Genomic DNA, 24634 nt, shown 5'->3' with positions numbered 1-24634 from the left:
TACTCCTGCGGCTCCAGGATGACTGGCATGCGCTTTTCTTCGCCCGGCTTTGTGGAAGCGCTGCATCAGCGGACGATGGTCTGGAGTGATGATGGCTGAGCACCAACGGTTTCGAGATCGCCGCAAGGCCAGCGGAAATCGGCGCCTTTGCATCGAACCCTTCTGCCAGCCAGTTGCCGCTGTTCAACAGTAGAAGATCTGCATAATCAAGACCTGCGCAATCATTTTACGTTTGGCCATTCTTGACTTACAATCCTTTTTCTTTTTTCCGTAGTCCCAATTATTCAAATACCGAATGTAAACACATTTTATTGATTGTTAACAGGCCAGTTATCGGTAAGCACGCTGGTTCACGAGCTGGAAGCCAACCTCGGGTTGCGCCTGTTCGACCGCCATACCCGACTATTGCGCATCACCCAGGCCGGCGCCGAGCTCTTGCCCTTGATGAAGAAGGCAGTGTCCGATATCGACAGCGTGATCCTGAGCTCGAACGAACTGAAAACTCTGGGGCGCGGGCGCGTGTCGATTGCGGCATCCTCGGTGCAAGCAGCCTTATTGTTGCCGCGCTTCATTAAGCAGTTTTATATCGAGTACCCGGACGTCAAGGTAGAGTTGTATGACGTGGCGGAGCACGAGGTGCCGAAGATGGTGTGCTCGGGCGAGGTCGACTTCGGTATCGGTACAGAATCCGGCAATCGGCTTGATCTCGCGGCGCACCTGTTGTCGGCAGACGCCTTTGTTGTCGTAATGCGCGCGGACCACGCACTTGCGCGCAAACGCGAGCTTCGTTGGCAGGGCTTGGTCCATGTTCCGCTGATCGGCCCGCGCCAAGGTAACCCGATTCGCGAGCGGCTCGACAGTGCTCTGGCGACCGAGGGAATCGTTCTCTCGAATATTGGCCTCCCAGGGCTTTTTCAAGCCCCGGTCTATGTGCAACCGCGTCCCGTCTATGTGCAGCCAGAACCGGTTTATGTACAGCCGGAACCGGTCTACGTGGAACCAGAGCCGGTCTATGTGGAAGCACGTCCTGTCTATATTGAACAGGAACGTGAACACGACTGGCGTGAGCAGCATCGGCACGAACGACATCACCATGAAGACCGTCATGACGAACGCCATGGCCATGATAATGGCGAGCACCGTGGGCATGACGATTAAACGCTCGTGCCATGCCTTTGCGTCTGCGCACTGATCCCAACAAATTGGCACACTAGTCGGACTGCAGGTATGAGCGGTTTTCGTGATTTTGTCCGCTGCTAAATGGCAGTTACCCATGTAAAATTGCCGCCTCGCGACTTATACCCAGTTAGGGCTACTTGGAGAGATCTTGAAACAGAAAAGGTGCGCCCATTGTGGTGATTACAAGAGCAAAGGGCACAATTATTGCCGGATGTGCGCGTTTCATCTCACAAAAGGCTTCGTTCAATACCCACGAGTGGCCGTTACATACCTATCAAATGAGAAATTTTGCGGCCACTGTGGTCAAACAAGAGCAAATTGCACGTGTGTTTGATCAGTATTCGTCTGGCAAAAGGATCGTCGTATAGAAGCCTAGCAATGGCGCACAGCGTAGCAAGCAGCGACGTACATTCCGTAATTTAATGAATAGGAAAAGCGATGAAAAAATCAATCACAGCAGCATGTTTGGTATCCGGTTTGTTGATGGCCGGAGTCGGATCTTATACCCTAGCACAGGAATCGCACCCAGCGACCAAGGTTGGTGCGGAGGCATCCCAAAGTCATTCGAAGGATCCGGTCGTCGCGACACAAAAACGCCTTGCTGAACTGAAGCAGAAGCTCAACCTCAAACCAACCCAACTAGCGGCGTGGGAGACGTTCTCGAATGCGTTAATTGCTCAGGCAAAAGCGCACGCGCAATCCAGAGAAAAAATGCAAGGCGCGTTTAGTCGAGACTACGAAAATATGCCGACGCCTGAAAAAATCGAAAAGATGGCTGCCATGATGCGTTCGAATGCCGACAGCCTCAGCAAGACCGCTTCCGACACCAAGATTTTTTATGATGTGCTGAGCGTAGAGCAAAAAACGATTTTCGATCTCTTCTCGAAGAACGCATGGAACAGAAGGATGAGCGAACACATGCATCACGACATGGGTTAAGCATTGGCTCCTCCTGAGATTGAGCCGTTGCGTTGCCACTTCGCAATAGCCTGAACGACTTAGCATATTTTGCCGCCATCAACCGAATATCTCCTGCTGCGTTTTTAAGCTATGTCGCTGCTAATGCAGATTGTGAAACCCGACCAGTTGAAGGATTGAAAATGAAAAATCTGCTTGGCATTGCTACACTCATCCTGGCATTTACGCCGCTCGCACAAGCACAGAACAGCGGTGCGGGACTACCTGGTCATCCAGACGCCCGTAACGATCGACAGATCGAATCCAACGACCGTGGAACCAACGTCCATCACGATCATGAAGGAGCGAAGCATGTACGTCATGCAATGCATCATCATGCGAAGCACCATCACCACGCCGCTCAAGCAAAGTAGTATGCCGCACGTGCACCGGCCGGAAACCCGTTCGCAATTTGCGAGCCGGTGCGTCCAAATAAGCTGTGATAGCCTGTAGACCGACGTAGATTTTTCGTCGGTCACAAATGACGTCAGATAACCAAAAATTTTAAGAGGAAAGACCATGAAATTATTCTTGCAATCGCTTGCCCTGAGTGCCGGATTTCTGTTGTCCGCCCATGGCTTCGCTCAAACTTACACCGCAACGCCCCCTACAAAGCCTGCAGCGTCGGCACCGGCGCCCGCAGCAACCACTGGAGCGATGACGGCAAAGCCTGCGGCACCGGCAACGACTGACGCGATGACTGCCCCGACGAAGAAGGCATCAAATTCAACGAGCAAAATGCCGGCGACAGCAGCGCCAGGCGGCGGTGAGGGCAAAGTATGGGTGAATACCGCGTCCAAGACATATCACTGCGCTGGAACCAAGTACTACGGCAAAACCAAGGCCGGCGAATACATGACCGAAGCCGACGCCAAGGCCAAAGGCAATCATGCGGATCACAAGAAGGCCTGTTCGTAGGTTTCCGGCGTTGTGTGCGTCGCACGATTGCGGCATTGCTACAGATTAGTAAAAATGAAGGAGTGGCCGTCGAGCCACTCTTTTTTTCGCCAAGCTTTCAGGCCTTGGCATGTGCATCCAACAAAAAATGACCTTAATCGGTCCTTTTTGTTTTTGCGCAATACACGTACAAGTTTGCAGCAGCATTGTTGATTATCGTGTCCCTCAAGCAACGTGGTTTCCTTAGAGGCATAGGGCATGTTGGCGACGAAGAGAATCCTGATTCTATCGGCTGTCCTGTTGACGGTGCCGCCCGCCCGTGCCGACAAAAATACGGGTGATGATCCACTCTTTCTCGTTGCTCCGGAGCTGCCACATGACGCGCAGATTCGATTTGAAAACTTGGGCACAGGATGGGTTGGTCCGGTTTACAGACGGAGTCGCTTTGAGTCCTCATTCAAACGCGAAATCCAGGATGTTCAAGGAAAAGATGTGCGCTTTGCGGTGGATCCTCTCGTCGGGTTGCACTGGGACGCTACCGGACACCGCCCGTCGCTTGCATATCAGTTCACCGACAATGGGGTCATGCACTTCCGGGGGGCAAGGCACGGAGCATGGGTAAACGCGATCTGGAGCTTCTAATTTGCTGACGGCCAACCCAATAGACGCCAACTTGAAGAGACCAACTATGCCCAACGCGAATATTGCCGCTCGCTCGATTGCAAACAACTAGCTCCACGTTAAACAAGTAACGGTTCTTTTACACGAAAGAAATTCAAATTGACAAATGATGATGTCGACCGCAAGCGCATGCGCATCGCGTTAATCGCCAACATCGGAATGTTTTTCATCGGTATAGTTGGATGGTACATTGCCGATTCGACTGGCTTGTTGGCCGACGCGTTTGATATGCTTGCCGACGCATCAGGATACGTAGTTGCCATGGTTGCGATTGGACGTTCGTCGCAATTTCAGAATAACGCAGCACGTTGGAACGGCTCAATGTTGATTCTATTGGGCGTCGGGGTGATCGGCGAAGTCATTCATCGCGTCATCAGCGGAAGCAACCCCCAAGGCTTAGTAATTATCGCGTTTGCCCTATTGTCGCTTGCCGTAAATGGCGGCGTACTTGCGATGCTCGCCCCGTATCGAAATACCGAAGAGATGCACCTTAAGGCAACATGGAAAGATACACGTGCTGACGTATTGGTCAACATAAGTGTGCTGTTATCCGGCACGGCGATTGCCATATCTGGCTACCGACACATTGATCTGATAGTTGGATTTGCTATCGGCTTGTATGTCATCAAGGAAGGTATCGAGATTTTCGCCGAAACCAATGGCGACTAATAATCCGATCTAGTCGAGACGAAATCTGACACCGAGTGTACAGGTGACTGTCTATGGCCCCAACCGGATGGATTTCGGTTGAACGTACTTTAATCTCCATGCAGATCACGTGCATAATATTGGACTGACCAATTTTTCTTCGCTGCTATAGGAGCAACAATCATGAGCCCGCAAGAAACCCAATCGCTACAGGATTTTCTGAATCAACTAACCCAGGTTCGAGGCGTTGCGAAAGATCCGCAAGCCGATGCACTGATTGCAAGTGCCATTGCGCAACAACCGGACGCGGCCTACCTCCTGATACAACGCGCACTGCTGATGGAGCAAGCGCTCAATATCGCAAAAACACAAATTGCTGCGCTGCAGAACCAGATACAGGCAACGCAGTCGGTGCCAGCACGCAGCTTCCTCGACCCCAATGCATGGGGTAGCACTCCGGCTGCCGCATCTCGGCCAGCAGCAGTCCCGATGATGCCGAGTGCTCCCGCTCCAATGCAGACACCCGTTATGCAAAGCCCGGCTCCAGCAGCATCTCCCGGGTTCTTCGGAGGTGGCGTTGGGAGCATGCTCGGCACCGTCGCAGCGACCGCTGCTGGCGTGGCTGGCGGCGCGTTCTTATTCCAAGGGATCGAACACCTGATGCATCCCAGCGGTGGCACCGGATTGATGAATCAACCAGGCATGGCGCCGTTAGCGGCACCTGTGGAGAACACCACGGTCAATAATTATTACGGAGCCGATACGGCAACGGATGACAGCACAAGCGTGGATGATGTTGCTACCGACGACTGGAGTGGAGATGATGGATCATCCGTGATTTGAGTCGGTGTTGGCACCGATGCAATCTTGACCGTTGTACCGGGATCTTATTGGCTCAAGAACAGGCCTTCAGAATTTTTGCAGGCCCAGAGATGACTTGGCTTTGTCAAGAGGCAGTCCATTTTCGGCATCTAGTCCTAGTCGGTAGCCGGAGGTCTTTACCCCCCAGCCCAGCACCAACCGGCATGCCGACGCGCACGTTGTTCAGATTGAATCAGAGCGGCGGATAAACCTTGTTCGTTAGAACTTATGTTCAATCTTTTTGCGCCGTCCTCGTTCAAAGCCAAAGCACCACGCTGGGTAGCTATTGATTCGGAACGATTAAGTATTGAATTTATGTTCTGCGTTCCCAAATAGTTTGCATGGATAAAGAAAACGCAAGAATGCAAACATTATTGGAGCTGCACACCAGGCGCAAGCAGGTGGTGCGATTACATCGCAAAGGTTTGGGCGTGATGCAAATTGTGCAGTTGTCGGGATTGAGCTGGCCGGCGGTACGGGCAGCCTTGACGCTATTTGAGCAAGGGGGCTGGAATGCCCTGAAGCCCAAAGCACGTGGCAAGGAATCGGGCACTGGCCGGGCACTGACTCGTGAGCAAGAACACCGCATACGCGGGATTATTTGCGACAAGCGCCCGGAGCAAGTGAAGATGGATTTTGCACTATGGAATCGTGGTGCGGTGACCATTCTGATTGAACGCGAATGCGGCTTGAAACTGACCATTCGTGCCGTAGGCAATTACCTCAAGCGCTGGGGCATGACGCCGCAAAAGCCGATCAAGCGCGCCTATGAACAAAAGCCGGAAGCGGTGAAGGCATGGCTCGATGAGCAATATCCTGCCATTGAGGCGCGTGCCAAACCCGAGAGAGCAGAGATTCACTGGGGTGATGAGACGGCCGTCGTCAACACCGATGTGCGTGGTCGTTGCTATGCGCCGCGTGGTCAAACACCGGTGGCCTACGCGGTTGGCGGAACACGGCAAAAGTTGTCGATGATTTCTACCGTCACCAATCAGGGCAAAGCACGCTGGATGATCATTGACGAGAACTTCAATGCAGACAAGCTGATCGAGTTTCTGGCTGCGCTCATCAAAGATGCAAAGAAAAAAGTATTCCTGATTCTGGATAATTTGCGGGTCCATCACAGCAAGGCGGTAAAGGCGTGGCTGGAAGAACACAAGGCGAAGATCGAGGTGTTTTACCTGCCCAGTTACAGCCCGCAATTGAACCCGGATGAACGACTCAATGCCGATCTCAAATACGCCCTGGGCTCGACTGTTGCGATGCGCACAAAATCCACGCTATGGAACGCCACAGCCGAATACATGACGATGCTTGAAAAATCACCGGAACGCGTTAAATCTTATTTCCAGGATCCGCGCGTTCAATATGCCGCATAGAGACTTCACCGTTCCGGATCAATAGTAATCGTACTTGGGGAACGGGAAAGGCGTTGAGCAATGGATCGGGTGCTGCAAAGGTCATCGCGCATGGTCATGACGACAGCGCGCTCCTGTGTAGATAAATGACAATAAATTTTTTACATCGCAGCACCTTACAGCAGAAGGTGTTGCACTTGGTTTTTGAGGCTGCCTAGTAAGAAAACGGGCCGCAAGCGCGGCCCGTTCAAATACTGGCAATTTATTTTTTATTTCGCCGCTGCTTTTTTTACGACCTGCGTCAACTGGTCCGAGGCTGCGGCGACATGGGCGCCCGTCGCTTCGACGGCTTGTTTTGCGGCGCTGTTCATTTGCTCGTAACCGGCATGTGCGTTCGTGATGGACGATTTCAGCATTGCCATCACGTTTTCAGAACCGGCTGGCGCGCTCTTTGCGATGTCGTCCACCAGGGCGCTTACCTTGCTCTGGACTTCGGCGACTTGCGCGTCGGCGACCTTGGAAAACTCCGCTTTCGTGGCGGACACGATGTCCGTCAACTGACGGCCGTAGGCAGCGACTTTTTCAGTGTTGGGCGTAGTGTATGCAGTTGCCAGAGAGAAGAAGGCTTGCGGGTCTTTCGCTGCCAACAAATCCTTTGTTGCGGCTGCCGTGTCGGCGGCGGATGCTTTGGCAACCGCCATGTTCAATGCAACAAGCTTTTCTGTTCCGTGCATCGCGATGCTCGTCAGCGCGCTCAATGCAGCGAGCTGGGATTCAAAAAAGGCTTTGCTTGCAGACGTATATTGTTCTGTATTCGAAAACATGATTTCTCCTGGGTAGGGATTTGACTACGCTGACACCGGATACATCTTGTGCAGGGCAGCAAATGATAGGGGGTCCATGCGATTGTGTCTAACGGTTTTTTTAGGCCTACTTGTTGTTTTTTAGGCAATCTACGCGTTCGGCGATAGGGGGAATGATGGATCTATTTGCGTCGCAGATCGACCCGCTGGCCCCTTGGCGGGCAGAGCTCGACTCCGGGATTCTGTGCTCGTACCAGCAAGAGGGGAGAATCAGGAATCGCTTTCTCGTTGCCCTGTTCGGCTTCGATATTGCTCAAGGCTGTTGGTGATCGCACGATATTGCGCCAATTTCCGCAAAAATTATCGTCGATGATTGACCCTGCGTCGTCGTAAAGGAACGCAGCAACAGTGTCGTCCCCAAGCGATCGCAGGTGGGTGAATCGAATGTGAAAATACAGGGGCAATTTTCAGCGATCAGCAACACCGTAAGGCCAGCGCCAACTGGTCCAGCCACGCTTCGGTCACCGGCAGATAAAACAGCGCGCCCGCATCCTTGGCGGCGAGCGCGTTATCAAGCGCTTCTACTACCATCTGCTTCTGCCGGTAGATAAATTGCCGACTGACTCCCTCCCGGTCGGCCAGATGAGCGATCGGTTCAGATTTCGACAGCGACAAAATGGCAAGGCTCTTGCGAGCCTCGTTGGACAGGTTGGCCGCGACCGAAGGGGATGAATTCATGCTGATACTCGCTCCGAAAAAAATAGGGAAAAACGAGTATCGCCGATCGATTCATTTCATGAAAGTGTTACCCTCGTTTGAACCACGCCCACCATCGCTATCCAGGCGTCCTCTCTGTCGAAATACCGACCTTCGTCGTGCGCCAATATCCAAATCGTGCGTATCTGTGCGGCATTTCATTTCAGTTTCCTGTCGCCTATGTCTTTGCCTGTTGCGGCATGATGCTCAACCACTGCATTGATTTCCGCGCCAAACAGCAAGACGAGGGAAGATATAAAGAAGTACAAAAGCAGCACGATGATAGTTCCCACACTCCCGTACAGCACGTTATAGTCCACCACGGTCCGCACATAGTAGTTAAAGGCGAGCGAGGTCGCAATCCAGACTACGACCGCCAGGAATGCGCCAGGGCTAACGAAACGGAAACGCTGTTCGACGTCAGGTGCGAGGCCATAAACAGCGGCCACGGTCAATGTGAGCAGCACCACGACGGCCGGCCAGCGCAGCCACCAGGCCCACAAGGTAGCAAAGGCTTGTGATATGCCGACTTGGCGCGCAACTTGCATCGCGTGTGGAGAGCCTAGCACTAGCGTGATGGCAATGGCCAGCAAGACGCCGATACCCAGGGTGTACAGCAGAGAAAGTGGATAACGTTTCCACATTGGGCGGCTTTCTTTAACACCATACACTACGTTCAAGGCGTTTACGACGGCGCGCATGCCGGACGATGCGGCCCAAAGTGCAACAATTGCTCCAACAGATAGAATTCCCATTCGCCGTTGCTGTAGCTGGTCGAATATTTGGTTAATCTGATGCATCGTCTGCTGCAGAAAGAAGGCCTGGGCTTGCTGCCGCAGCCAATCAAAGAAATTTGGCAAGTGAAGAAAGCCAAGCAGTGCTATAAAAAAGATGATGAACGGGAACAGCGAAAAACTAACATGGTATGTGACCGCCGCCGCATAGGTTGCCATGTCGTGCTCGCGAAACCGCAGGACAGCATATTTTATAAGCCGGACCGGACTAAGCCATCGAAGGCCGGGAATCCGCATTGGAAATCCCCTGAAATAAGCATCGACAAAACCGAATAGAAAACAACTACAACAGGAACGATAGCAATCGCATTATGTCGATGGCGTCCCGACACCGCCGTTCTCACAGGCTGGGCCAACAAGAAGGGTTGGGCGCTTGTTCGCGAGCACGACCTGTCCTGCTCAGCGCAAAGCCTGGAAATATCACCAGTGAGCGGCTCGACGAGGCGATCTATCGCAAGGATTCATCACGAAGGTGAGAGAAATCCCGCGCTATTGAGCGCCGATATCGATGCCGCTTGAGGCTCTTCTTGTCAATTGTAAAGTACGAGAATAGGCTACCTTCGTGCGGCCAATGCACCGTTGATAATCTTCACATGCTCGCCCGAATGCCGCCGGCTGTTTCCGGATTCGGTGAAGGCGCGAACCGAACCGTTGTTCATCCGAACGCGCACTTGTGTCACCGTGGTCGCACGTGCGCGCTTTTCTACCACGTTGCCGGCATAGCCGCCGCCAACCGCTCCAGCCACCGTTGCCAAGGTGCGGCCATTACCGCCACCCACCTGGTTGCCCAGTAGCCCGCCCACGACGGCGCCTGTAGCGATACCCAGACCGCTACCGTGTGCCCAGGTCTCTGATATGTGTGAGTCGATATAACCGTCCCACAATTGTGGCATCCCGACGCGCGCAGAATGATGCGATGGCGCTGCCTGCGTAGCAAGAGGCACCACGGTGGTTCAGGTACGCCTGTCGATAGAGGTCCGGACCGTTAGTAATCACCCGTTACACAATTTTACACGGCACGTTGACTTCCTGGTCTGCCGCGAAGAGGGCGCACATTCGGTGAAAACCATCTGCAATGAGAAGGTGCTGGCCGTTATCTTGCCGAACAATCAAAATCGGTGAGAGCGGGTTGCCCTGGTCAATTTCTTTCTTCTGTTTTGACCAATCGAACGCATTGACCTCGGACATCGGCGTTGCTGATGCCCGAAGAATATCTTTTGCTGCATACTCCGAAATCTTCGCGCGCCTGAGCCTTTTTGACCAGCGACGGCAGTCTTTCGGCTTGTAGAGTAGTTTCAAGAACGTTTCAGCGGCGTCGTAATCGCTATCGGCTGGCTCAGGCAGCCATTTGATTTCCGGTGTCTTTTTCATTGCCGTCTCCTTGTTTTGTTGATTAGTGCGTATTCCCCTTGTGTCAAATATAGACGAGAGCTTAGAGCAGGCAGGACAGCGTTTGGTGGCTGCACTTACAAGCATGGTAAAAGCAGATCGGCGGTGACGCAGAGAAGGAGCTTAAACGGGCAGACATAGAGCCGTTCAGTTGCAACGAGCGAACTGTGGCACTGCCTCACATCGGAATAAACCGTTTAGTCCGGCACTGCTTGGTTGACCTGCATCAAAATATGTCGTCGAGACGGATAAATTCCGTCAGTTTAGTTTATGGTTTTATGGTCTAACTTTATCCAGAGATTACAGTAGGAGGCGATCATGAGTTATACCGATGCAAGCCACGACACGTATGGCATGTACAAGAAAATTGGCAAAGGACCCGGCCCTTATTTAATGGGCGCAGGCACGCTGCGTGGTGAAGACGTCTACAATAGCAAAGACGAAAAGCTAGGTGACATCAAGGAGATCATGCTTGAGGTGGATAGCGGTAGGGTAGCGTACGCAGTGCTGTCCTTCGGGGGTTTTCTTGGCGTAGGCGAAAAGCTCTTCGCGGTGCCATGGAGCGCCCTAAAGCTCGATTCTGTAAACAAGCGCTTTGTGCTTAACATGGAGAAAGACGAGCTCAAAAATGCACCTGGATTCGATAAGGATGACTGGCCGGATATGACGGACCAGACATGGGCTAGCGGAATTGAGTCTTATTATGGCACCGGGTCTGGCTCGAGAGATACGAGCATCCACTAGGTAGTCGCAGGGCAAAATCCTGTCCCCCAAAGCTACTTACATAACGTACTCAGCCCGACTCTTTCAGTCGGGCTTTTTCTTGTGCGCCCAGCATGGGCGCAATCTTGGAGGTGCAAGTCCTCCCGTAAGCTGGCCACAGCGAACGAAGTGAAGCGCAACTGCGAAAGGGCGACCGATCGTGGGAAGGAAGCGTGGATCGAAGCTGCGAGCCGATGGACAAGAACCGGATAGAAGGCGACGCCGATCAGGGCGGGCGGGCATAAAACCGCGAAGCTCTTGTGGTCAAGGATCAGGCGGCGTAAATCCGGCGGTTGTGCGGTGAAGGATTGCGTTCTTACCTGGGGAGATCTCGCCTCGTGCCTGAAAGGGCGACGGCGCAAGTCGGAGCGAGAAGTCAGCAGAGGCCGTAGTAACCGCAGTCAGGGTGAAGGGCCGAACGAGAAGGAGCGTTTTACCACCATGTCGATGGGGAAAGCACGGCATCAGATGCCCGCATCAGCGGGGCGGGCCACGGTAAGGGATGGTGAAGCCATCTCTGGCATGGTCAGTGATGAAGCTCGCCTCACGCGACATGACACGGGGAATGGGCAAGCCATGCTGGAGCAAGCGCTTGCGAGAGAGAACATGCAGCGCGCGTGGAAACGCGTGAAGGCGAACAAAGGCGCAGCAGGGGTGGACGGGCATGGACATCGTCCAGACCGGCCGTTATCTGACGACAACATGGCCGACCATCAGGAAACAATTGATGGCAGGCACGTACCGGCCCAATCCGGTACGGCGCGTCGGCATCCCCAATCCTGATGGTAGCGAACGCGAGCTGGGCATACCGACGGTGATTTCATAATGCACCTCTCACAGTTGAATGTTGGCATGTTGCGGTTGAAGATGACCTGAGTTTCGCACCCAGTCCGAAAGTTCCTGCTCCTTGGCGGCGGTGAGCGTGATCCACCAAGAGCCTCTACCATCGAGCTTGCGCGCTTGAACAATGCTGCGTCCAATCCAATAGTAGACGACGTGGACGCTGACCTCCATGCGATTCGCGACCTGCCTTACGCTAAATTCGTCGGGCCGCGTGAGGCAAATTTGCGGAATCGCGTATTTGTAGCGGACCCATTTGATCATGGCGAGCGTGAAAGGGATGCCGTGAGGGCTGCGCTGCCCCTCCTGATTCAGGTGCGCGACAATTTGCGGGTCGGACAAACGCCGGGAGAGTTCACGAACGCGCTCCACGACGGCCGCCGGATAGCGTATCGCCTCGGCGACCGGCTTAGGCAAATTCACGGTGGTGTCGGTACAGGCGCCGCCCTGCCAACGGACATGCAGAACGAGCTGTTGCCGGTCCGGCAATTTCTCCACCGTGATGTCGAGGATGATGAGTCGCAACATCCGCTTGCGATCCTTCGCCTGGGTCGTTGAAGCCCGCCAGAGGCGCGGAAGGTCGCGTGCCAGAGCGAGCACCTTTGCCTTCTGTTCTTGCGTGGCTACGCGCGCTTTCTGGCTCTCAAACTGGGCGGATTCGGTCTTAATCTGTTCGATGCGAAGCAACGCCTCGTTCCAGCGGCGCTCGAGGGATCCTGCCACCAGCCGATTGGCAGGATCGCACTCCTGATAGCGTCTTTCCGCGAGCGCGGCCTCGTAGTCAGCGCGTTCGATGCGCATCTGCCACTGGCGCATGATGGCCTGGTCGCGTTGCTCAAGTTCCTTGAGGGCCGTCAAGGCAAGTCTGAGTTCGGCCGGCTGCAAGGCCTTGGTCGCCGCACACGACGCGACATGGTGATTGTTTGTACATAGGGGTAATCGTCCTTTTCGTGAAAATTGGTGCGGTTTGCGCGGAGACCCTTATTTTATAAGGCTTCCGAGAGATAGCCCCGGTAAAGCTGTAATGGCTCCCAACCTCTTGATATTGCCATTTTTCAATCTTTTAAATCGCAGGTAAAATCGCATTCAACTCGATTGCGAAAGCCAGCTATGACAAGTTATGAATTCAGGTACGTCGGCGCCAGCACGCTGCCCAGCCGGTTGTCAGACTTCGATTTAGCGCAGTATTTTCAATTGACCCAGGCCGATGTCGCCGCACTCAAGAATGAGTTTCGTGCTGATCGGCGTGCTGGTGCCGCTGTCTTATTACTTTTTCTACGTGCTGCGGGCCGCCCTCTTGATCAACTTGCAACCATTCCCAGGGTATTGTTGCGCTATGTGGGCCAGGCACTTAGCGTAACGACACCAACAATTGCATCGCTGCGGGCGATTTATAAACGTAGCCAAACGTTCTACGCGCATCAACTCTGGACTAAAGAGTATCTGGAACTGAAAGATGTCGATCAAGCCACAAGCGATCAACTTGCCGCTTATCTGCAGGCACAGGCTAACGAAGTCGTCTCGGTCGACGAATTGGTCACTTCTGCGCAACAATGGCTCTTCGAGCGTCAGCTATTGATTCCCAGCGACCGTCAGATTCGCGACTTGGCTCGTAAATGCTACGAGTCTGTCGAAAAAAATATTTACGCAACGATCGTCTCGGCCATATCCGCTACTGCGCTGTCTCACTGTCGTAACATTGTCTATCAGACCCGGCAAGGCGACACCATCACAGCCCTGGAATGGTTGAAGGCTCCACCAAAACGCCACAGCCCTGGCACTTTCAGCGAAACTCTCGATAAAATCGCGTTTCTGAAACAACTCAGCGTACATGAATGGCCGTTAGACGAAATTCCGCTGGAAAAACAGCGTGGCTATGCACAGCAAATCCACGCGCGCCGGCCAGCCAAATCCAAGGAACTCAAGGACTCCACCGTCATCATCGAATTGGTGTTCTTCCTGAGGGTGACCCTGTTCGAGCTGTCCGACAGCGCCGTCTATCAGTCCGGCCGACGTGCCTCAGACCTAGTGCGGCACGCGTACAACAAAACGCAGGCCAAGCAGGCAAGGTCATCGGTGACCTATCGTGAGCGCCTGTTATCGATCAAATCGTTAGTGCAAGATACCAGCGTACCCGCCGAAGATCGTCTGGCTCAAATCGGAGAATTGCTAGCAGATATTGGGGACAAACCAACCAGTAGCCACGCCGCACATGTGCGTGAGACCTTGACCGAAGACGCCACTCGGGTACGCAACCTTCTGCACTCTTTAGAAAATCTGAATCTGCAAGGCCGTGCCAATGAAGACAGTTTGGCGAACCTTGCCAAGTTACAGGAATTTTATGTCGGCAAGGTTACGGAGCTGCCGATGGACCAGGCGTTTGCGACCGATAAGTCATGGAGCGATCTGGTCAACGACCCTGACCGAAAGCGTGCTTTTCAGGCCTTGGAAGCGTCCACCATGATGGGCCTGCGTAAAGGCTTGCGGCGAGGCTCAGTGTGGGTCGCACACAGCTTGTCTTATCGCGAGCGCGACCAGATGTTGATTCCACCTAAAATATGGGAGCTTGAGCGCGACAGGCATTTGTCCATTTTAGGTCTGCCCAAAGATCCTGATCAGTTCCTGGAGCCACTGCTTCGCAATATTGAGGCGGGTCTGGCCGCTGTGGCTGAGGCCAAAGAAAAAGGCGTGGTCAGTATCGACGCCGACGGCACGATACACCTGCCAAAACTGGAGGCTTTACCGGACGACGTTGTTCCGAAACGTACGCTCGATCTCATGTTCAAGGAGATCGGCGACGTTCAATTGCCGGATTTGATGCTGGAAGTCGACGCGCATACTAATTTTAGCGAAACTCTTCTGGGGCGCCGCGCCAAGGATGAGCACGAGCTTGTCGCTCTGTATGCCGCACTCATCGCACATGGGACCGAGATTGACGCCAAGAGCGTCGCTGCAATGACCCCGCAGCTTGATCCGGCACATGTATCAACTGCGATGCGCGCTCTGGAAGCGCCCAGCCGATTGCGACGCGCTAACGAGCAAGTGGTCGAGTTTCAGATGAAACAGGCCATTGTAGGACTTTGGGGTGGCGGCAAAACAGCATCGAGCGACATGATGAGCATCGATGTTTCCAAACACCTGTGGAATGCGCGCGTCGATCCGCGTCGACGATCGCATGCGGTGGGGATATATACGCATGTGCTGGACCAGTACGGCATCATTTACGATCAACCTATCGTTCTCAACGAACGCCAGGCGGGTCCGGCAATTGCCGGTACGGTGCATTACAACAACAGCGAAGAGCGCGTTCGCGTTTCGTTACTGGCCGTCGACACGCATGGCTATACCAATCCGGGTATGGCAATCGCCAAGTTATCGGGATTTGATTTGTGCCCGCAGCTACGCAACCTAGCCGAACGAAAATTATTCTTGCCTCGTAAGCTTGTTGCTCCGGATGCCTTGGATCTTGTGGTAGTGCGAGAAGTGTCGCTGACGGCGATTCGCAAAGGTTGGGACGAGTTACTGCGTGTCGTCGCATCGATTCGCAGCGGCCGGGTTAGTGCGAACGTCGCGTTGCAACGTTTTGGCAGTGCTGCACAAGGCGATCCGATACACCAGGCGGCCGATTATCTTGGTCGTCTGCTACGCACGCTTTTCCTGTGCGATTACTTTAGCAACATCGAATTTCGGCGCGAGATTCACACCATTCTGAATCGGGGGGAATCGGTACATCTACTGCAGCGTGCTGTCTATTACGGCAAAGTACCGCCGGAGCGAGGCCGTCGCCCCGATGAAATGATCGCGATTTCAGGTTCGCATACTTTACTGACGAACCTAGTGTTAGCCTGGAATACCCACAAGATGCAGGAAACTGTGGATCGGTGGAGAAAAACCGGGCGCGTGATCGACGATGGCTGGCTGCGTCGCATGGGACCGGGTCATTTTGCGCATGTGAATTTCAGGGGAACGTTCCGTTTTGGCGTCGCGCGATATGCGGACATGTTGTTGCAACGACCAACGACGTCAAAGCCGGCGAAATTTGCTTGATGTAGGCGTGATATTTCCAACGTCAGAAATGGCGTCGGAAGCCCGGAAAAGCAGAACGGCCGCCGCCAGGAAATCATCCTGTCGCTTGGCGGCTCGTCCTGTGTCTCATTGTTGCGGTCAATCAGAGAATCAGTGCGTCATGAGAGTTGAATAAAGCCCTTACGTGCTGTAACGCCAGCCTGCCAGAAAGCGCGCGACCAGACTACCGGCAATCCGTCAAGGAACAGCGCGCGACCAGAATCAGCGCGGCCATGAACAGCAGAGCCAGCAGTTGCAGGCCGAAATGAGCAAGCTACAGCAAAGCCTGATCGTCAAGCAGGATGAGGTGACCCGGCTGAATCAGGAAGGCGCGCGCCTGGTGGGCGAACTGTCGCATGCGCAAAAAGCCCTGTACGACCAGCAATCCCATAGCCGGCATATCGAGCAAAAGCTTGAAGCGTTGCAGGCTGTCGAACAGCACAGGAAAACGTGGAACAAAGAGATTTCTGACGTTGGAAATTGCCGCAAGTGAAAGACAAAGCTGTGGGCCTTGGAAAAGCAAAGCGCACTAATTTGCACGAAAAGGACAATGACTGGAAAAAGTAGTGATTTCTAAGCCTTTGTTTTAAAAGATAAATATTTTACAAACCGCACCAATTTGCACGAAAAGGACGATTACCCCATAGTGGGCGAAGAGCGGGTCGAAAGACCCGGAAACCGCCCGAGCGGGTAAGTAAAAACCGGTTGAACACCACGATTTCCGAAATCAAGCCGCCAACTTTGCTTCTTGATTCAGAAATCGGTTGTTGTTCAGCGTAGCCCTAGACTGCCCCACCCCCAGTCGGTGCAAATCCAATGCTGATAGCGGTTTGCGAGTCATGCGGCTAGGTCAGCGAATTCCCGTAGATGGATCAATTTGGCGTCAGCGCCAACATCCTGGGTTGCGTATCGGTACCGGGTGCTGCATGCAGCAGCGCACGTACCCTCTCGAGGTTGTTCTTGCGCTCAACATGCGCGAAGAGTCCAAAGTGACAGATCCGGTGAAAGTCGCCGCCCCGGTCAGCCGCTCGGAACCTAGAGCGCTGGTCCACTCGTCAAACGGCAAGTTTCGATGTCACCAGCGTGGTGCCCTGTTCATAACGGCGGCTAAAGACCTCAAATAGTAATTCCGCGCCCACCGCCGTGAATGGGACATAGCCCAGTTCGTCCACATTTAGCAGCCTCACGTTGGTCAGTTGCTTTTGCAAGGCACGTATCCGCTGCTGATGCAGGCGGCGCTCGAGGGGCAGGGCATTGCGCTGGGCTGGGGCGAGCTGATCGGCGAACGTGTGAGCGGCCCACATCACGAGCACGCCCAACCGTGCACGTCTCAGCGATGATGCCGAACCAGGTCGTCAGCAACCAAGGACGCATTCCTCGAAGATATAGGTCATGCACTGAACATGGTGCTGCCATGACGCGCGATTCAGTGGAGCTCGGCGAGTAGAGCCCTGGCCTCCTGCAGGTCCGCGGTGTCGAAGCCTTCAGTGAACCAGCGGTAGGTCTCGGCCAACATCTGGTGGGCGTCTCCCGGCTTGCCCTGCCGCCACCACAGCCGGCTCAGGCCCATCACCGTGCGCAGCTCGAAAGATCTGGCGCTCTGCCGGCGAGCGATCGCGATCGCCTGCAGGAAGCAGGCTTCGGCTTCGTCCTGGCAGCCGGCCTCGTCCCCCTCGCGGCTCGGCTGCAGCAGCGTCAGCTCCCCCTTGAGCCGATACAGCTCCGCCTCGTACACGCGCTCTTCCGTTCGGTCCGCCACGGCCAGCGCCTCGGCCAGCGTCTTCAGCCCTGCCTCAGGTTGCCCCGCTCTTCCGTAGGCTTCGGCCAGCAGCGCCAGGAAATGCGTCCGCCAAAGCTCCGCCCCGGTGGCCAGGTAGGCGCTCAAGCCCTGTTGCATTTTTTCGATGCCTTCTGCTGCGCGTCCCTGCTCGGCAAGCGCCCAGCCGGAGAGGATGGTTCCGTAAGTCAACCAGAACGGGAAGCCGTGCTCGGTCGCGAGGGCGAGGGTTGCCTCCGCCAGCTCGCGCGTCGCCTGGGTCTCGCGGCGCTGCAGATGAAGTTCGGCGGCGAAGATCAAGGCAGTGGCCGAGTCAGGAGGGTGGGATAGGGTCTGAGCCAGAGCGAGCGCCGCCTGGCTGCGTGCGAGGGCTTGATCCGGATAGCCGAGAAGCCACAGGTCCAAGGCTACGAAGGCCAGCCCCAGCACGCCAGGCTCCGATCCATAGAAGAAGGCAGGCGAGTAGTGCTGCCCAGGGTCATAGAGGGCCAAGGCCTGCTCCAGCTGTGCGCGGGCAGGCTCCAGCTCGCCGAGAATGAGCAAGTTGGTCCCCAACGTCCGATGGGCTTGTACGAGCAGCGCCGGATCCTGCGCCTCTTGAGCCAAGGCAAGGAGTTGCTCCCCCAGCTCGCGTGCGGTCGTCAGTTCCCCGCGGACTTGATAAAACGTGCGCAGCCCCAGCATAGTGGGGAAGAGCTGGCTCGTTTCCCCGAGCTGTCGACACAGCATCAACGCCCGGGTATAGGTCGCCTCCACTTCCGGGGCAGCGGGCCCCTTGGTGGCCATCCAGGCCGGACCGAGCGTGATCTGGAGCGCGAGTTCCTGTCGTGCGCGCTCCGGGGCATCGGGCAGGGTCTCGAGCAAGGCCAGGGCCGTGGTGAGGTGGGCGACCGCTTCGGCATCGGCGGAGCGCTGCACCGCCTGGCGCCCGGCGCAGTGGAGGTATTCCACCGCCTTCGTCGCGTTGCCGCTGCGGCTGAAATGATGTGCCAACTCGCTGCAGTGCTCCTCGATCTGGGCACCGAACAGGGCCTCGATCGCCTGGGCCGTGCGCTCATGCAATGCACAGCGCCGCTCGCTCAGCAGCGCGCCGTAGATCACCTCCTGGGTCAGCGCATGCTTGAAGCTGTACTCCACCTCCGGAAACGCCGGCTGCTCGTAGATGAACTCCCGGGCCTGCAGCCGCGTCAGCAGGCTCTTCAGCGTGTCTTCGGGCTGCCCGACGACGCGCGCGAGCAGGCTCCAGGGAAATGTCTTGCCGATCACCGCCAAGGTCTGTAGCAGCGCCTTCTCGGCCGTCCCCAGCCGGTCGATGCGGGCGGCGAGCACCCCCTGCACGGTGGTCGGGATGTGCAGGGCGGTCGGGATCTGCTCGATACGGTAATGCCCGCACTCGCCGCGCAGCACCTGCTCCTCGATCAGCGTCTGCACGACTTCTTCGATGAAGAAGGGGTTGCCTTCGGTCTGCGCCAGGATCAAGTGCTCGAGCGGGGTGAGCCCGGCGGCGTCGCCCAGCAGGTCTCGCAGCAGTTCCCGGGCTTCGGCTTCACCCAGCGGATCCAGCCGCAGCTCTGTGTAGTAGCTCTTGTGACTCCAGTCGTGCCGGTATTCGGGCCTGTAATTGACCAGCAGCAGGATGCGGGCGTTGGCCACGCTCTCGCCGAGAAAGCTGAGGAAGGCCTCGGTTTCGCTGTCGAGCCACTGCAGATCCTCGACGATCAGCTCAAGCGGCTGGGCCAGGCTCTCGCGCACCAGGAGCCGCTTGATCGCCTCGAAAGTGCGCTGTCGGCGGATCTGGGGGTCCATCTGCGCTAGCGCCGAGCCCGGATCGGCGACCTCCAGCAGATAGAACAGATAGGGCAGGCTGTCTTCCAGCGCGCGGTCGAGGGTCAGCACCTTGCCGGTGAGCTTTTCCCGCCGACGGCGCTCGTCGTCCTGCGCGGTGATCTGGCAGTAGCTTTTCAGCAGCTCGATCAGCGGCAGATACGGATAGGCCTTGCCGTGTGAGACCGAGAAGGTCTCCAGCACCAGGCAATCGCGCGGCGCGCGCAGCTTGAACTCGTGGCACAGCCGCGACTTGCCGACTCCTGGCTCGCCGACCACGCCCACGATCTGCCCGTATTGGGCTTGTGCTTGCGCGCGCGCTGCGCGCAGCTGCTCAAGCTCGCGGGCACGGCCGACGAAGCGCGCCAGCCCGCGGCTGGCCGCCACCTGCAGCCGAGTGCGCAGCGGGCCGAGACCGAGCACTTCGAAGACGGCGAGCGGCTCGGGCAGCCCCTTGATCGGCGTCGCGCCGAGCGCCTTGAACGCGAAATAGCCCTCGGTCAGCTTGTGGGTGTGTTCGCTCACGACAATCGAGCCGGGCACCGCGATGCCTTCCATGCGCGAGGCAATGTGGATTGAGTGCCCCACCGGGTCGTAGTCGGTGTGTAAGTCCTCGGTGCTGATCGCGCGCACCACCACTTCGCCGGAGTTGATGCCGACGCGGATCTGCAGTGCGATCCCCTCTGCGAGACGCACATGGTCGGCATAGCGGCGCATGGCGTCTTGCATCCGCAGCGCGGCATACAGGGCTCGCTGCGCATGGTCTTCGTGCGCGATCGGTGCGCCGAACAGTGCCAGGATGCCATCGCCCATCGACTTGGCCACATAGCCTTCGTAGTGATGCACGGCCTCCATCATCAGCGCCAGTACCGGGTCGATCAGGCGGCGGGCGTCTTCGGGATCGAGATCGTGGATCAGCGCCGTCGAGCCGGCCATGTCGGCGAACAGCGCGGTGACCGTCTTGCGCTCGCCGTCCGCCGCGCCGCGGGCTTCCATGGCCGCCTGTGTAGCCCGGATGCGTTCGGCCAGATAGGGAGGGGTGTATTCTATGGGGGGGCTGGCCGCAGGCGCCGCGCTCGGGGGCGATCCGCTCAACGGCGCGCCGCATTCGCTGCAGAACTTGGCGCTCGCGCTCACCTCGTGCCCACAGGCCGGGCAGGCGTGCGCCAACCTGCCGCCACATTCCTCGCAAAATTTGGCGCGAGTCGGATTCTCGAACCCGCAGCTTGCGCAGCGCATAGGGCTTACCCCCGCCTCCGGGGTTTTTCAAGGTTTAACAGCTCCTCTAAATCTTAGCACTTAGACAGGATGGATGTTTTTGATTAAAACCGCGAAATGTCAATTGGCAACCTAAAGACGGCTTCTTGGCTATTATTACGGTTCTTCAGACTTCTCTGTGGGTTAAAGGTGCGCTATCGCGCAGGTTTGTCCAGGGAGGAGCGCGATGGAAAGCAAAGAGTTGTACCGGCATTTGCTGGGGTTGAACGAACCATGGACGGTGGAACGAGTTGATCTGGACATGGCCAAGCAGCATGTCGATGTGTATGTTGAGCACCCGAGCGGCACACGCTTTGCCTGCCCGGAGTGCGGGCGAGAATGCGCGGTGTACATTTGGCCAAGCGGGTATGGCGGCATTTGGACAGTTGCCAGTTTCTGACCTACCTGCATGCGAGCGCGCCGCGAATTTCCTGTCCGGAGCATGGCGTGCGGCAGGCGCGGCTGCCGTGGGCGGAAGAAGGAAGCCGGTTCACGCATCTGTTCGAGGTGTTGGCGATTGATCTGCTGCAGGCAGCCAACGTCAAGCGCGCGGCGCAAATCCTGCGCATCAGCTGGGACCAGGCGTGGCGTTTGATGGAGCGGGCGGTCTTGCGCGGGCGTGCCGCCAAGGGAGCGGCCCTGCCAAGGCAAATCGGCATCGACGAGAAGGCGATTGCGAAAGGGCATCGGTACATGACGCTGGTGTGCGATCTGGGCGCGGCGACGGTGGAATACATTGGCGAGGAGCGCACCGAGGACAGCCTGACGGCGTACTTTATGGCTTTTACCGAGGACCAACGCGCCGGAATCGAGGCGATCAGCCTGGACATGTGGCCGGCCTACATCAACGCCTGCCACGCCCAGGTGCCGCAGGCATCTTCCGTTACATTCATCACTTCGAAGCCCCTCGCAGGAGAACCCAGATAAAATCCTTGACCAACGTTACAACCTAACTTTCGAATGAAATCCAGTTGCGCTTTTGTTTCAATGCCTTCGGCTACGGTGTTCAGGTTCAGTTTTTCGGCCAGATGCACGATGGACTCGAGAATGCTGGTTAGCTTCTTGTTCTCAGAAATACCCGCTACAAACATCCGATCAATCTTTAATTCGGTAAATGGCATCTTGCTCAACAGTTTCAGTGACGAATATCCGGTTCCAAAATCATCGATGGAAATCTTGAATCCTTGCGAACGAAGCGTAGTAAGGGACTTGATCACCGAAGATAAATTTTCGGGAGTGGCACTTTCCGTGACTTCAATTGTGATCTGATCAAAAGGAAATCCATATTCATTTAAGAGTGAACATATGCGGCGCGGTGCCTGCGGATCTTGTAACGTCAGCGAAGAGAAGTTGATTGCAATACCAATGTCCTTTCCGGTCATCGCGTTGTTAGCGGCGCTGACTAACGATTGCCGAAACAGGTTGTCTGTGAATTCGTCAATTAATCCTGCGCTTTCTATCAGCTTGATAAACTGGCTCGGCGGCAGAATCCCCAATTCAGTGTGGTCCCAGCGCGCAAGCATTTCCACGCACGACGAAATTCCGGTAGCAAGGTCAATTTTTGGCTGGAAGAAGGGGACAAATTCATTGCGGCGTATAGCCGTCCTAACATCGTCTTTAGTCCATTGGTGCTTCTGGTGAGATTCCATACTACTGGTTGCGGGTTTTCCCAAAGTCCTGAATTTGGCTGAAAGTGTTTGCCTGCCTACGTTTTCGGCCATTGGCGTGAAACGCGCTACAATCCGGTCGCTTTGGCGGTCGAAATGGCGGAAAGCCCGCAGTGGCAACGGATTCCAACTCAATTGGGTATCGCGCAGTTCGAGCAATTTGTCTTGCCCCACCTGATCGTGGGGAGCCGGGGTCCGGCGCCGAAATTGGGCCTGCATGCGATCTTCAACTACATTTTGCGATTGCTATATCTGGGATGCCAGTGGAAAGAGTTGCCGATAGAAAAAGGGCAAGACGGTCGCCCGGAAATTCACTACTCGCGCATTTACAGGATGTTTCGGTTCTGGCAAGCAGGTGGTTGTTTTGACGCTATCTTCACCGGTTCAGTGTCGGCGCTTCACGCAGTGAATCTGCTCGACACCGGCGTCATCCACGGCGATGGCACGACCACTGCGGCGAAGAAAGGCGGAGACAACCTCGGTTTCAGCGGACACAAAAAGGTGAAAGGCGACAAGGTCGTCGCCTTCTGCGAACGGCGCTGCAATGTGATCGCGCCATTCGTCGCGGCCCCGGGCAATCAGAATGAATCGCCGCTTTTGCGGGAAGCCTTGCCACAGGTGATGCGCATCGCCCGTGCGGTCGGTTTCTCTTTACGCGGCGCGATCGTCAGTCTGGATGGCGCCTATGATTGCCGCCGCAACCGCAAAGCGATTTTCAATCGCGGCATGACCCCCAACATCAACGCCAACCCACGCGGCCGAAAAAAATCAAAGCGCGGGCGCAAGCCGTTCTTTGATCCCGCCATTTTTGAAGAACGGTTCAACACCATCGAACGCGTGTTCGCCTGGGAAGATAAGTTTCGGCGCTTGCTGCATCGCTTCGAGCGCCTCAGTCAATTGCACTACGCCTTTAAAACCTTGGCCTATACGCTGATCAACCTGCGGCACTTCAGCAAGAATTAGTCAATCGTCGTCGCCTTTTCATGATCGGCACATCGCGCCGGGATGTCGCTCGTCCGCTCCACCGCATAACCGACCGCGTATCGCGACAACGTCGTCGTATCAACGGTCGAAACGTCCCGCTCTCCCGATTTCGCGCTCTCGCCCAACTCGTTCACGCCGCTTGAACTAAAAACTCGCAACCAGTAGAGGTCAACATCACTTCCAGCGGATAATGCATTCGCTTGATCACCTTGCGCAGCGCTTCTATCATTGCCTTGACCACCAATTTTTCCAGGCCCGTAGTCTAGCAGACTGGGCTTATCGCGACAAAACCGAAAAAACCGCCCATAGAGTTACCGACGACTTCCGAGATGCGCAAGCCGCACAGGTACAGCAGCGAAAACAGCCAGCGCATCCGGAAGTAATGTTCGCGCTCGCGATCGGTGTCTTTCGGCATCAGATCGATCGTGCGCTTCACTTCAAGCCACAAATCTTCGTCGAGATAACGGGTGATACGCGGTTTTGCCTTGCGTGCACGCTGACGCGATAGGGACAAGGGATTGCCGGCCAGGTAACCGGCATTCACCAGCCACGAGAACATGGTGTTGAGAATGATGATCGCCTGCCGTTGGCTCGGTGGCGCTAACGGGCCCGCAAACGGCCGCCAATCCGGATGAGCGCGCGCAACCTTGCGCCCGCGCGGCATGACCCAGCGCGATGCCGGCTGGGGATCGGCAAGGAAGCGCTGATAGACCAGCAGGTCTTCATGCGTGAGTGACGAGATTGGCTTTTGCAGCGCCACGGTTGACCACAGCAACAGCCGGTCTGCTTCCTTGCGATAGTTGTCGAACGTAGTCTTGGTATCGAGGAAGCGTGCGAGCCAGGCTTTGATCGCGTCGACATCGGTATTGGCGGCCACCTGAGGGCGGTTGCCATACGCGCGATTGCTACCGTGGCGACCATCCAGACCTGGCGCAAATTGTATGCTTTCAATCGACTCGATGACGAGCAAAGGGAGGGAATGCTGGTTCTCGGTTGGCATCGCGGTCTCGGCGTGTTTTATTTAAATGCCATTCTATAATAATTGACATTATAACGCTAATGTCATATTTACAGGAATGGTAGTTGTATATTTAACGTAATACGTAGTATTATTTATCAATACAACTTGCCGAAA

Annotated in this window: 24 protein-coding genes and 1 pseudogene; 14 read left to right on the top strand and 11 right to left on the bottom strand. The window is 55.7% G+C overall.

The window, feature by feature from the left end; all coding sequences use genetic code 11:
• The first annotated feature begins 315 nt into the window (after nucleotides 1–315).
• The 8 genes from ACFOFO_RS01865 (at nucleotide 316) to ACFOFO_RS01830 (ending at nucleotide 6602) form a co-directional block, all read left to right on the top strand.
• Nucleotides 316–1158, top strand: coding sequence for a LysR substrate-binding domain-containing protein (locus ACFOFO_RS01865; protein ID WP_390330679.1), 843 nt, complete (start codon nucleotides 316–318; stop codon nucleotides 1156–1158).
• A gap of 459 nt (nucleotides 1159–1617) precedes the next feature.
• Nucleotides 1618–2118, top strand: coding sequence for a Spy/CpxP family protein refolding chaperone (locus ACFOFO_RS01860; protein ID WP_390329107.1), 501 nt, complete (start codon nucleotides 1618–1620; stop codon nucleotides 2116–2118).
• Nucleotides 2119–2150: 32 nt separating this feature from the next.
• Entirely contained in the window at nucleotides 2151–2510 is a 360-nt protein-coding gene (locus ACFOFO_RS01855) for a hypothetical protein (RefSeq protein ID WP_390329105.1), read from the top strand.
• 145 nt (nucleotides 2511–2655) lie between these two features.
• Entirely contained in the window at nucleotides 2656–3054 is a 399-nt protein-coding gene (locus ACFOFO_RS01850) for a signal protein (protein ID WP_390329103.1), read from the top strand.
• 237 nt (nucleotides 3055–3291) lie between these two features.
• Nucleotides 3292–3675 (top strand): hypothetical protein, encoded by a 384-nt coding sequence (locus tag ACFOFO_RS01845; RefSeq protein ID WP_390330678.1) that lies wholly within the window; start codon nucleotides 3292–3294, stop codon nucleotides 3673–3675.
• A 138-nt stretch (nucleotides 3676–3813) separates the two neighbouring features.
• Entirely contained in the window at nucleotides 3814–4383 is a 570-nt protein-coding gene (locus tag ACFOFO_RS01840; RefSeq protein ID WP_390330676.1) for a cation diffusion facilitator family transporter, read from the top strand.
• Between the two features lie 162 nt (nucleotides 4384–4545).
• Nucleotides 4546–5205: a DUF2076 domain-containing protein gene (locus ACFOFO_RS01835; protein WP_390330675.1), complete on the top strand. Its 660-nt coding sequence runs from the start codon at nucleotides 4546–4548 to the stop codon at nucleotides 5203–5205.
• A 359-nt stretch (nucleotides 5206–5564) separates the two neighbouring features.
• Nucleotides 5565–6602 carry an IS630 family transposase gene (locus tag ACFOFO_RS01830; protein ID WP_390330674.1) on the top strand — a complete coding sequence of 346 codons (1038 nt, stop codon included), beginning with the start codon at nucleotides 5565–5567 and terminating at the stop codon, nucleotides 6600–6602.
• An 8-nt stretch (nucleotides 6603–6610) separates the two neighbouring features.
• Here ACFOFO_RS01830 and ACFOFO_RS01825 read toward each other — a convergent pair.
• From ACFOFO_RS01825 to ACFOFO_RS01800, 6 genes and pseudogenes are all read right to left on the bottom strand, one after another.
• A pseudogene (locus ACFOFO_RS01825) lies at nucleotides 6611–6739 on the bottom strand (helix-turn-helix domain-containing protein); the annotation flags it as partial.
• A 111-nt stretch (nucleotides 6740–6850) separates the two neighbouring features.
• Nucleotides 6851–7405: a phasin family protein gene (locus ACFOFO_RS01820; protein ID WP_390329099.1), complete on the bottom strand. Its 555-nt coding sequence runs from the start codon at nucleotides 7403–7405 to the stop codon at nucleotides 6851–6853.
• 453 nt (nucleotides 7406–7858) lie between these two features.
• The gene (locus tag ACFOFO_RS01815) at nucleotides 7859–8122 is read right to left on the bottom strand and encodes a hypothetical protein (RefSeq protein ID WP_390329097.1); all 264 of its coding nucleotides are present in this window, start codon (nucleotides 8120–8122) and stop codon (nucleotides 7859–7861) included.
• Nucleotides 8123–8298: 176 nt separating this feature from the next.
• Nucleotides 8299–9171, bottom strand: a complete 873-nt coding sequence (locus tag ACFOFO_RS01810) for a YihY/virulence factor BrkB family protein (protein ID WP_390330672.1) — start codon at nucleotides 9169–9171, stop codon at nucleotides 8299–8301.
• Nucleotides 9172–9488: 317 nt separating this feature from the next.
• A complete protein-coding gene (locus tag ACFOFO_RS01805) occupies nucleotides 9489–9737 on the bottom strand; it encodes a glycine zipper 2TM domain-containing protein (protein ID WP_390329093.1) in 249 nt (82 codons plus the stop codon).
• 196 nt (nucleotides 9738–9933) lie between these two features.
• Entirely contained in the window at nucleotides 9934–10305 is a 372-nt protein-coding gene (locus ACFOFO_RS01800; protein WP_390329091.1) for a hypothetical protein, read from the bottom strand.
• 336 nt (nucleotides 10306–10641) lie between these two features.
• Between ACFOFO_RS01800 and ACFOFO_RS01795 the strand changes: the two genes are divergently transcribed.
• Together ACFOFO_RS01795 and ACFOFO_RS01790 are read left to right on the top strand one after the other, a co-directional pair.
• Nucleotides 10642–11067: a PRC-barrel domain-containing protein gene (locus ACFOFO_RS01795; protein WP_390329088.1), complete on the top strand. Its 426-nt coding sequence runs from the start codon at nucleotides 10642–10644 to the stop codon at nucleotides 11065–11067.
• Between the two features lie 682 nt (nucleotides 11068–11749).
• Nucleotides 11750–11911 (top strand): hypothetical protein, encoded by a 162-nt coding sequence (locus tag ACFOFO_RS01790; protein ID WP_390329086.1) that lies wholly within the window; start codon nucleotides 11750–11752, stop codon nucleotides 11909–11911.
• A gap of 8 nt (nucleotides 11912–11919) precedes the next feature.
• Here the strand turns inward: ACFOFO_RS01790 and ACFOFO_RS01785 are convergent, their stop codons facing one another.
• Nucleotides 11920–12810 (bottom strand): hypothetical protein, encoded by an 891-nt coding sequence (locus tag ACFOFO_RS01785; protein WP_390329083.1) that lies wholly within the window; start codon nucleotides 12808–12810, stop codon nucleotides 11920–11922.
• Nucleotides 12811–13035: 225 nt separating this feature from the next.
• Between ACFOFO_RS01785 and ACFOFO_RS01780 the strand changes: the two genes are divergently transcribed.
• Both ACFOFO_RS01780 and ACFOFO_RS01775 read left to right on the top strand, forming a co-directional pair.
• Complete coding sequence (locus tag ACFOFO_RS01780) at nucleotides 13036–15972, top strand: Tn3 family transposase (RefSeq protein ID WP_390330671.1); 2937 nt, start codon at nucleotides 13036–13038, stop codon at nucleotides 15970–15972.
• Nucleotides 15973–16255: 283 nt separating this feature from the next.
• Entirely contained in the window at nucleotides 16256–16483 is a 228-nt protein-coding gene (locus ACFOFO_RS01775; RefSeq protein ID WP_390329081.1) for a hypothetical protein, read from the top strand.
• 562 nt (nucleotides 16484–17045) lie between these two features.
• Here the strand turns inward: ACFOFO_RS01775 and ACFOFO_RS01770 are convergent.
• A complete protein-coding gene (locus ACFOFO_RS01770; RefSeq protein ID WP_390329442.1) occupies nucleotides 17046–17303 on the bottom strand; it encodes an ATP-binding protein in 258 nt (85 codons plus the stop codon).
• A 113-nt stretch (nucleotides 17304–17416) separates the two neighbouring features.
• Nucleotides 17417–20830 carry an adenylate/guanylate cyclase domain-containing protein gene (locus ACFOFO_RS01765; RefSeq protein WP_390330670.1) on the bottom strand — a complete coding sequence of 1138 codons (3414 nt, stop codon included), beginning with the start codon at nucleotides 20828–20830 and terminating at the stop codon, nucleotides 17417–17419.
• Nucleotides 20831–21202: 372 nt separating this feature from the next.
• Here ACFOFO_RS01765 and ACFOFO_RS01760 point away from each other — a divergent pair, with 372 nt between their 5' ends.
• Nucleotides 21203–21775, top strand: a complete 573-nt coding sequence (locus ACFOFO_RS01760; protein ID WP_390330669.1) for a transposase — start codon at nucleotides 21203–21205, stop codon at nucleotides 21773–21775.
• Here ACFOFO_RS01760 and ACFOFO_RS01755 read toward each other — a convergent pair.
• The gene (locus ACFOFO_RS01755) at nucleotides 21688–22734 is read right to left on the bottom strand and encodes an EAL domain-containing protein (protein WP_390330667.1); all 1047 of its coding nucleotides are present in this window, start codon (nucleotides 22732–22734) and stop codon (nucleotides 21688–21690) included. The genes ACFOFO_RS01760 and ACFOFO_RS01755 overlap by 88 nt on opposite strands.
• On the opposite strand from ACFOFO_RS01755, the gene ACFOFO_RS01750 reads away from it, so the two are divergent.
• Complete coding sequence (locus ACFOFO_RS01750) at nucleotides 22723–23478, top strand: transposase (RefSeq protein ID WP_390330666.1); 756 nt, start codon at nucleotides 22723–22725, stop codon at nucleotides 23476–23478. The genes ACFOFO_RS01755 and ACFOFO_RS01750 overlap by 12 nt on opposite strands.
• Before the next feature lie 283 nt (nucleotides 23479–23761).
• On the opposite strand, the gene ACFOFO_RS01745 is transcribed toward ACFOFO_RS01750, so the two are convergent.
• Entirely contained in the window at nucleotides 23762–24499 is a 738-nt protein-coding gene (locus ACFOFO_RS01745) for a tyrosine-type recombinase/integrase (protein WP_390329072.1), read from the bottom strand.
• Nucleotides 24500–24634 lie beyond the last annotated feature (135 nt).

The organism is Pseudundibacterium arcticum (genome assembly GCF_042646465.1).
In the GTDB taxonomy this organism is placed as follows: domain Bacteria; phylum Pseudomonadota; class Gammaproteobacteria; order Burkholderiales; family Burkholderiaceae_D; genus Undibacterium_A; species Undibacterium_A arcticum.
The sequence above is the reverse complement of the archived record's forward strand: the minus strand, read 5'-3'. Positions and strand labels throughout refer to the sequence as shown.

Bases quoted from the DNA above. Each gene is read 5' to 3' on its own strand.
- ACFOFO_RS01800 (WP_390329091.1), bottom strand. From the start codon at position 10,305: ATGAAAAAGACACCGGAAATCAAATGGCTGCCTGAGCCAGCCGATAGC.
- ACFOFO_RS01860 (WP_390329107.1), top strand. From the start codon at position 1,618: ATGAAAAAATCAATCACAGCAGCATGTTTGGTATCCGGTTTGTTGATG.
- ACFOFO_RS01850 (WP_390329103.1), top strand. From the start codon at position 2,656: ATGAAATTATTCTTGCAATCGCTTGCCCTGAGTGCCGGATTTCTGTTG.
- ACFOFO_RS01745 (WP_390329072.1), bottom strand. From the start codon at position 24,499: ATGCCAACCGAGAACCAGCATTCCCTCCCTTTGCTCGTCATCGAGTCG.
- ACFOFO_RS01780 (WP_390330671.1), top strand. From the start codon at position 13,036: ATGACAAGTTATGAATTCAGGTACGTCGGCGCCAGCACGCTGCCCAGC.
- ACFOFO_RS01820 (WP_390329099.1), bottom strand. From the start codon at position 7,405: ATGTTTTCGAATACAGAACAATATACGTCTGCAAGCAAAGCCTTTTTT.
- ACFOFO_RS01755 (WP_390330667.1), bottom strand. From the start codon at position 22,734: ATGCAGGCCCAATTTCGGCGCCGGACCCCGGCTCCCCACGATCAGGTG.
- ACFOFO_RS01845 (WP_390330678.1), top strand. From the start codon at position 3,292: ATGTTGGCGACGAAGAGAATCCTGATTCTATCGGCTGTCCTGTTGACG.
- ACFOFO_RS01765 (WP_390330670.1), bottom strand. From the start codon at position 20,830: ATGCGCTGCGCAAGCTGCGGGTTCGAGAATCCGACTCGCGCCAAATTT.
- ACFOFO_RS01830 (WP_390330674.1), top strand. From the start codon at position 5,565: ATGGATAAAGAAAACGCAAGAATGCAAACATTATTGGAGCTGCACACC.
- ACFOFO_RS01815 (WP_390329097.1), bottom strand. From the start codon at position 8,122: ATGAATTCATCCCCTTCGGTCGCGGCCAACCTGTCCAACGAGGCTCGC.
- ACFOFO_RS01810 (WP_390330672.1), bottom strand. From the start codon at position 9,171: ATGCGGATTCCCGGCCTTCGATGGCTTAGTCCGGTCCGGCTTATAAAA.
- ACFOFO_RS01790 (WP_390329086.1), top strand. From the start codon at position 11,750: ATGGACATCGTCCAGACCGGCCGTTATCTGACGACAACATGGCCGACC.
- ACFOFO_RS01775 (WP_390329081.1), top strand. From the start codon at position 16,256: ATGAGCAAGCTACAGCAAAGCCTGATCGTCAAGCAGGATGAGGTGACC.
- ACFOFO_RS01835 (WP_390330675.1), top strand. From the start codon at position 4,546: ATGAGCCCGCAAGAAACCCAATCGCTACAGGATTTTCTGAATCAACTA.
- ACFOFO_RS01795 (WP_390329088.1), top strand. From the start codon at position 10,642: ATGAGTTATACCGATGCAAGCCACGACACGTATGGCATGTACAAGAAA.